Origin of the sequence: Nocardia sp. NPDC060220 (assembly GCF_042727815.1) — a bacterium.
Lineage (GTDB): Bacteria > Actinomycetota > Actinomycetes > Mycobacteriales > Mycobacteriaceae > Nocardia.
This window is the reverse complement of record NZ_JBHWZY010000377.1, coordinates 1-6,447: the sequence shown is the minus strand read 5'-3', so window position 1 is coordinate 6,447 and position 6,447 is coordinate 1. Positions and strand designations below refer to the sequence as shown.

Genomic DNA, 6,447 nt, shown 5'->3' with positions numbered 1-6,447 from the left:
CTCTTTGACCGCTCGCGCGAATCCGCGCCCTGGTGGAATTACAGCCTTGCGCGTAGAGCCTGATCGTTGACGAGCCTCGCGATAAACCGTCTGAGCATCGTTGATGTAGTCGGCGAACGACCGACCGGTGTCATCGGCGGCAGTCTCGATCGCTGACACGAACTCGGGTGAGACCTCGACACCTTCCTTCTTGACGGTCAGTCGGAATACGTCGCCGCATGTGCTCGGGAGGTCGACATCGACCCGCGCCAACGAAAGGTGCTGTTCGGGCTGCCGATAGTTGTTCCACCCCCCAGCCTGTACGACCCGACCGTGGCGGTAGAAGTAGAAGCCTTGGCGGTCGAGCACACTCCCCACTGCTTTGTACTCGCTCACCGATGAACGTGGCGTCCAGATATGGGCAGTGAGCTGGACTTTTCCGACCGAATCGATGTCGGCAACGAACGCGCGTGGGTAGTCGCGGTGACCCGTAACCGGATACCCGAACGGGTTCAGCCCGACGACACCGAGGTTGGTGTAGACCGTGCCGGTTCGCACGTCCTCCACCGCGATCGTGATGTTGAAGTCGTCCCGGGCGAGGAAGCGGTGCAACTGCAGCCCGAGATGTGCCCCGAGTCGGTTGATCATGCGATCGAGGTAGCGCCCGGTCTGTGCGCTGCCGACGTTGCGGGGGAAATCCTTCACTCCATCCCATCGCACAACGGTGCCGTGCCATTCGATCGGACACTGGTGGTAGCGGTCGATCAGCGACTGGGCATACCGAGGTTCGACGATGTCGCATTGGAAGCCGTCGCGCGCCCGTTCCATGGCCCACTGGAGTCCCGCAGGCCTGGTCTTCTTGGTTCGGCTGACCACCGTGACGGCCGAGGCCTGACTCAACGACGCGGACTTCAAGCCGGTGCCGAACATGCCGAGGGAATCCGCCGCATAGTTGCGCCGACCGCCGACCGTCATCGCGACCTCGAGTTCGTCTTCGGTCATACCGACGCCGTCATCGATGATGAGCAGGCTCAACAGGTCGTCGCCGTCCCGGAGGAAGTGGATGACCACGTCCTTCGCGCCTGCGTCGATCGAGTTGTCCACAAGGTCGGCAACGGCGGCTTCGAACCCGTAGCCCTGACTGGTCAGCGCTTCCATGTATCGAGCGTCCGGCGGTAGATGCTTCTGCCCTGCCGTAGGCACATCGAACTGCCAGTCTGCCGTCATCGCCGCCCCAAGTCACCAGCACGAATAGTTGTCGAACTCTCCGAGTTGATCAGCGGCGACGTGTGCCTTGTTACAAGCGAACTCTGCGGCAGGCGCGGGGAGACAGGCGGCTGGTCGGACGGCGCCGTCGCAACAGCACCGAGCAACTCGGTCGACGACATCGCAGACACCCGGTCGATGAGGATGTGCCGCGAGCACCGATACCTCGTGAGTTCGAAATCGACGAGGGCCATCGAGCGCGCACGCCCGGAAGTTGGCAGTAGTGCATCGACGCGCTTGCCGACATCAACGATCGTATGAACCGCAGGTCGGCTGTCAGATAGTGGTACGTCTGTTCACATGTACCTGGGCTGGGGTTTTCGTTGCCATGCACAGTGATTCGGCGAAGTTCTGGCGCGTGGCGGCGGGAAGGGGGACCCTCGGAGTAGAGGATCGCGTTACCCAGGAGCCGCATGACTGTCAGAAGTGACCGTGAAGGTGGCTTGCCGGAGACATTGCCCGCGCTGGAGCAGTTGCCGGCGGATGAGGCTCGGGATCTGTTCGAGTTGATGAGGGCCGCGAGTACGTTCGAGGCGGCCGCGTTGGACAAGTCCATCGATTCGATGGTCTCCGCGTTGCCGCGGCCGTTGCGCCGGGTGACGAAGAAGATCATGTTCGGCGGCAGATGACGGACCTGACTACGCGGGCGCAGTTGATTCTGCTGGCGCGGACATTGCATGTTCATCCGCAGCGGTTGGATCACCTGCGGTATCTGGGGGCCGATCGGCTGCATGCGTTGCATCAGCAGATCTCGGGGGTGTTGTTCGATCAGCACACGGACACGTTTCGGCGGATCAGCGCGCTGGTGCCGTTCATTCCGTTGACGATCTCGATTCCGCTGGTGCAGAAGCTGGTTCCGCCGATGATGACGGGGCGGGCGGCGGGGTCGGTGGGGTTGGATCATCCGGGCAAGGCGGCGGAGACGTTGACGATGCTCGAGGCGGGGTACGCGGCGGATTGTGCGCCCTATCTCGATCCACGGGCCATCGAGCAACTGGCCGATCAGATGGCGCCGGGGCCGATCGTCGACATCGTGAACGAGTTGCTGCGGCGGCAGGACTATGTGACAGCCGGCCCGTTCTTGTCCTGTGCGACACCGGAATTGATCGCGGCGGTCGAGGCGGGGGTGCGCGATGACGCGGGGCTGATCTTCTCGGCTGCGTTCTCCTACGACGTCGACGTGCTCAGTGCGGTGGTTCGCCAACTGCTGGATGGGCCGCATCGGCGGGTGCCGCGGATGACGCAGACGGTGTTGGCGGGTTCTCCCGACCTGCAGCATGCTGCGCTGTCGGTGTTTTCCCGGTGCGCGCCCGATGTGATCCGCCGAGTCGGTGACATTCTGTTCGGGAATGCGCAGCCCGGTGATGTCGCGCGGTTGGTGCGCAACGCGCTCGCGCTCGGGGCGGTTCCCGAATTCCTCACCCTGGCCGGGTATCTCACGCCGCTGGGGCTGTGGACGCTGGTCGGCAATCCGGTGTTCAGCGATCCGGATGTCGGGGTGGATCTGGTCGCGCCGATGGATGGGCGCGGCGATGCGGAGAGTTGGCGTGGGTTGTTCACGTTGATGTCGCGGATGGATGACGATGTCAGGAGCGCTGTGGGGTACGCGCTGGCTCTGCTCTCGGAGTCCGCGGTGGCGGAGTTGCCCGCGCGGGCGACCGAAACCGGTTGCTGGCCTGCGTTACTCGATCTGGTGGCGGTTTCCGGGGAGCGGGGGCAGTCGCGGTTCGGGTCGATCTGGGCGCAGTTGGGGCCGGAACGGCGGGCCTATCTGCATCGGTGCATCACCGAGCTCCGATACGACACCAGGTTGGCCGAGATCACGGCACTGGTCGAGCCGGTGGAGGTGGATCTGCTGTTCTATCAGCGGCGGCAGAAGGGGCGGTATCGAGGCTGACTCGGGTCAGCCCTGCCATCGGCCCCAATCTCTTTGGGCGTGCAGCACAGCGGGGTCGACGACACCCCAGATGCGGATCTCGAACCGATAGTCACCGGGCTGAGGCTCGAGGAGACCTTCCACCGCATGCACGCCGGGGGTCGGAGAGAACACCCGGCGTAGTCCGAGGACATCGGCCCATTGATCGACCACCCGGCCCGGGTGCTGCGAAAGATGGCTACCGGCTTGACCTTCCACAGACAGGACGGCCTCCATGCTGTCATCGCTGGTCACCGACGGCGCCACGAACCAGGTCAACGGCAACAATCCGACCGCTTTGCCGAGTTCGTTGAGATGTTGGGCGACAGCCGCCTCGATCGCCGAGCTCAGCTGGGACAGATTCATGGGTTAGGTATAGCGCGCCGACGCAGACGGGGCGAACTCATGGCTGAGTGCGGGTGAAGCGGCTCCCCCACTCCCGCAGCTGCGCAACCAGTTCCGGCGGGCCGAGAACGCGGAAATCTGCTCCTACCTTGCCCAGCAACAGGATCGGCCAGTCGAGCTCGTCGACGGTCATTTCTATGTGGGTGCGGTTGTCGGGGAGGGCGGTGATGGTGCACCAGCGGCCCACTCGGGCGTGGACGTCGGTGGCCGGGGCTGCTATTTCGGCGGTGACGATATAGCCGGAACGGCGGGCGCCGATGGCGTTGTGGACGAAGGTGGCGGCGTCCGGGGCCGGAAGGGTGCGGGGGCGGAAGCGGGCGCCGGTGCTCGCGGAGCCGGTGAGGCGGTCGACCCGGAAGGTGCGCCAGTCGTGGCGGGTGAGGTCGTAGGCGACGAGGTACCAGCGCCGGCCCAGGGAGACGAGACGGTGGGGTTCCACTTCCCTGGCACTGGTGCGGCCGTCCGCGGCGGTGTAGGTGAAGGTCAGGCGTTCTTCGCGACGGCAGGTGAGGGCCAGATCGGTGAGGACGGCGGGGTCCACGTCGGAAAGGGGGACGGCGGTCCAGGCGGTGGATTCGGTCATGGCGCGTAAGGCGTCGACGCGGCGGCGTAGGCGGGTGGGCAGGACGGTCACCAATTTGCCGAGTGCGCGGATGGACGGTTCGGCCAGGCCGTCGCCCGCACCCTGAGAACCGGCTTGCAGGCAGACGGTGATGGCGACGGCTTCGTCGTCGTCGAGGACCAGGGGTGGCATGGCCGCGCCCGCGGCCAGCTGATAGCCGCCGTCGACGCCGGGGCGCGCGTCGACGGGGTAGCCGAGTTCGCGAAGGCGGTCGATGTCGCGGCGCAGGGTGCGGGCCGAAACACGCAGACGTTCGGACAGTTCCGTGCCGGACCAGGACCGGTGGGTCTGCAGCAGCGACAGCAGTCGGAGGGTGCGTGCGCTCGTATCGGCCATATTCCGAGTATCTCGCAATTGCGGTCAGAAACTGGCCGCAATGGGTTCTACCTTGGGTTTCACAACACCGACAAGCAAAGGACCCGGACATGACCACGAGCACCCAGATCGACACCGAGCGCACCGACATCCTCGAGATGCTCGCCAAGCACCGGCACTTCCTGCGCTTCACTGTCCGCGACCTCACCGACGAGCAGGCGGGTCTGCGCACGACCGTCAGCGAGCTGTGTCTGGGCGGACTGATCAAGCATGTGGCCGCGGTGGAAGCGAATTGGGCGGGTTTCATCCTCAACGGGCCCGCGGAAGCCCCCGATTTCTCCTCGATGACCGAGGAACAGCTCGCGCAGTGGGGCGAGATCTTCCGGATGCTGCCGGGCGACACGCTCGAGGGCGTCCTGGCCGAGTACGAGCGGGTGGCCGCACGCACCGACGAGCTCGTGCGCACCCTCCCGGATCTGAACGTGAGTCAGCCCCTGCCGGAGGCCCCGTGGTTCGAGCCCGGCGGACGCTGGACCGCCCGCCGCACGCTGATGCACATCATGACCGAGACCGCCCAGCACTCCGGGCACGCCGACATCATTCGTGAATCGCTGGACGGAGCGAAGTCGATGGGGTGATCTCGGCGAACAGGGACTCGGCCGCCGCACGGTGTTCGGTGGCGGCAGCCGGGTCCGTCGCGTCGAGAACGTCGGCAATGCCCTGGTGCGCTGTCGCCTCCTCGAAGCGATGTCCCAGTCTCGGTGCCAGGGACAGGGTTTCGCGGTAGAGGTCGAGGGATTGTTCGGGAAGTCCTGCGAGGCGGCAGGTTTCGGCGTAGCCGTTGAGGAAGTGGATCTTCCAGTGATCCTCGAAAAGGGCGTCCAAGAGGGCGAAGGCCTCACGGTGACCGGCGAGGGCTTCGTCGTAGCGACCCATTTCACGCAGGGCGACGCCCCGGCAGTTCAGGCACCAGGCTTCGTTGTGTTTGTGGCCGTCCTCGCGAGCGAGGGCGAGGGCCTGGTCGAGGTGGTCCAGGGCTTGCGCGGGTTCGTCCGCCGCGATCGCTACGCCGAGCGTGATCTGGGCCTGCAGCGAGGGGTTGACCGCGGGGATCGCGAGGGCTTCGCGGGCGAGTTGGACGGCTTGTTCGCGATGACCCAATTGGAGCAGGGCCCAGGCTTCGCTGGCGATGGCGTCGGCGGCGCTCGTCGGGCAGCCGCCGGTGGCGTAGAGGTCGCGGGCTTGGCGGAACAGTTCCAGTGGTTCTTCGATACTGCCTTCGTCCCAGCGCAATTGGGCGCAGCGCATCGTCAGTTCGGCTCGGGGTAGCGGGTCACCCACTGCGGCCACCAGGGGTGCGGCCGCGGCGTACGCGGCGGCCGCTTCGGTCATCCGCCCTGCGTTGTATCGGGCGAAACCCAGGTCACTGTGAGCTTCGGCGAGTTGGCGTGGGTCGCCGAGATTCTGTGCGGCGGTGAGGGATTGCTCGAAGAGCGCGTTGAGATGTGTGGTGCCGCACCGGCGGGCGAAGAACGCGCGCATGAAGCGCGGCAATTCGCAGACGTGGGTGTCGGCGCCGACTTCGACGGCGGCGTAGAACACGGCCATCAGGTTGGTGTACTCGGAGACGAACCAGAAGAACGCGGCGTCGCGGCCGGGGAACCGCGGCAGTTCGGCGGGCGGTGCGCCGGCCGAGACCGGGCGGGTCGGCGACAGGAACGGCATGGCGCCGTCGGCGGCGGCCGCGGTGTGCACGTAGTAGTCGAGGATGCGGTGTAGTGCGCGTTCACGGTCGGCGGGGGTGTCGTGTTCGAAGGTGGCGGTGCGGGCATGCTGGCGGACCAGGTCGTGGAGGCGGTAGCGGCCGTCAGCCGGTTGCTGGACGAGGTGCGCGTCGAGGAGGTCCTCGAGCATGGCGCGGGCGCTGCGCAGCGAGACGTCGGCC

General features: G+C 66.0%; 7 protein-coding genes. 3 read left to right on the top strand and 4 right to left on the bottom strand.

What is annotated here, in order from left to right:
• Positions 1 to 1,137 (bottom strand): ATP-binding protein (locus ACFWF3_RS19965; RefSeq protein ID WP_379314807.1); only part of this gene is annotated, 1,137 nt, incomplete at its 3' end.
• Between the two features lie 521 nt (positions 1,138 to 1,658).
• Between ACFWF3_RS19965 and ACFWF3_RS19960 the strand changes: the two genes are divergently transcribed.
• Both ACFWF3_RS19960 and ACFWF3_RS19955 read left to right on the top strand, forming a co-directional pair.
• Complete coding sequence (locus tag ACFWF3_RS19960) at positions 1,659 to 1,874, top strand: hypothetical protein (protein WP_056812051.1); 216 nt, start codon at positions 1,659 to 1,661, stop codon at positions 1,872 to 1,874.
• Positions 1,871 to 3,142: a hypothetical protein gene (locus ACFWF3_RS19955; RefSeq protein WP_379314806.1), complete on the top strand. Its 1,272-nt coding sequence runs from the start codon at positions 1,871 to 1,873 to the stop codon at positions 3,140 to 3,142. The genes ACFWF3_RS19960 and ACFWF3_RS19955 overlap by 4 nt, the downstream gene beginning before the upstream one ends.
• Before the next feature lie 6 nt (positions 3,143 to 3,148).
• Here the strand turns inward: ACFWF3_RS19955 and ACFWF3_RS19950 are convergent, their stop codons facing one another.
• Together ACFWF3_RS19950 and ACFWF3_RS19945 are read right to left on the bottom strand one after the other, a co-directional pair.
• Positions 3,149 to 3,526: a hypothetical protein gene (locus ACFWF3_RS19950; RefSeq protein ID WP_378626273.1), complete on the bottom strand. Its 378-nt coding sequence runs from the start codon at positions 3,524 to 3,526 to the stop codon at positions 3,149 to 3,151.
• 37 nt (positions 3,527 to 3,563) lie between these two features.
• Positions 3,564 to 4,523, bottom strand: a complete 960-nt coding sequence (locus tag ACFWF3_RS19945; RefSeq protein WP_379314805.1) for a helix-turn-helix transcriptional regulator — start codon at positions 4,521 to 4,523, stop codon at positions 3,564 to 3,566.
• An 89-nt stretch (positions 4,524 to 4,612) separates the two neighbouring features.
• On the opposite strand from ACFWF3_RS19945, the gene ACFWF3_RS19940 reads away from it, so the two are divergent.
• Positions 4,613 to 5,140: a DinB family protein gene (locus ACFWF3_RS19940; protein WP_379314804.1), complete on the top strand. Its 528-nt coding sequence runs from the start codon at positions 4,613 to 4,615 to the stop codon at positions 5,138 to 5,140.
• Here ACFWF3_RS19940 and ACFWF3_RS19935 read toward each other — a convergent pair.
• A partial coding sequence (locus ACFWF3_RS19935; protein ID WP_379314803.1) for a tetratricopeptide repeat protein occupies positions 5,100 to 6,447 on the bottom strand: 1,348 nt, incomplete at its 5' end. The two genes, ACFWF3_RS19940 and ACFWF3_RS19935, sit on opposite strands and share 41 nt — an antisense overlap.

Coding starts and splice junctions, on each gene's coding strand:
- ACFWF3_RS19960 (WP_056812051.1), top strand. CDS start 1,659: ATGACTGTCAGAAGTGACCGTGAAGGTGGCTTGCCGGAGACATTGCCC.
- ACFWF3_RS19955 (WP_379314806.1), top strand. CDS start 1,871: ATGACGGACCTGACTACGCGGGCGCAGTTGATTCTGCTGGCGCGGACA.
- ACFWF3_RS19940 (WP_379314804.1), top strand. CDS start 4,613: ATGACCACGAGCACCCAGATCGACACCGAGCGCACCGACATCCTCGAG.
- ACFWF3_RS19945 (WP_379314805.1), bottom strand. CDS start 4,523: ATGGCCGATACGAGCGCACGCACCCTCCGACTGCTGTCGCTGCTGCAG.
- ACFWF3_RS19950 (WP_378626273.1), bottom strand. CDS start 3,526: ATGAATCTGTCCCAGCTGAGCTCGGCGATCGAGGCGGCTGTCGCCCAA.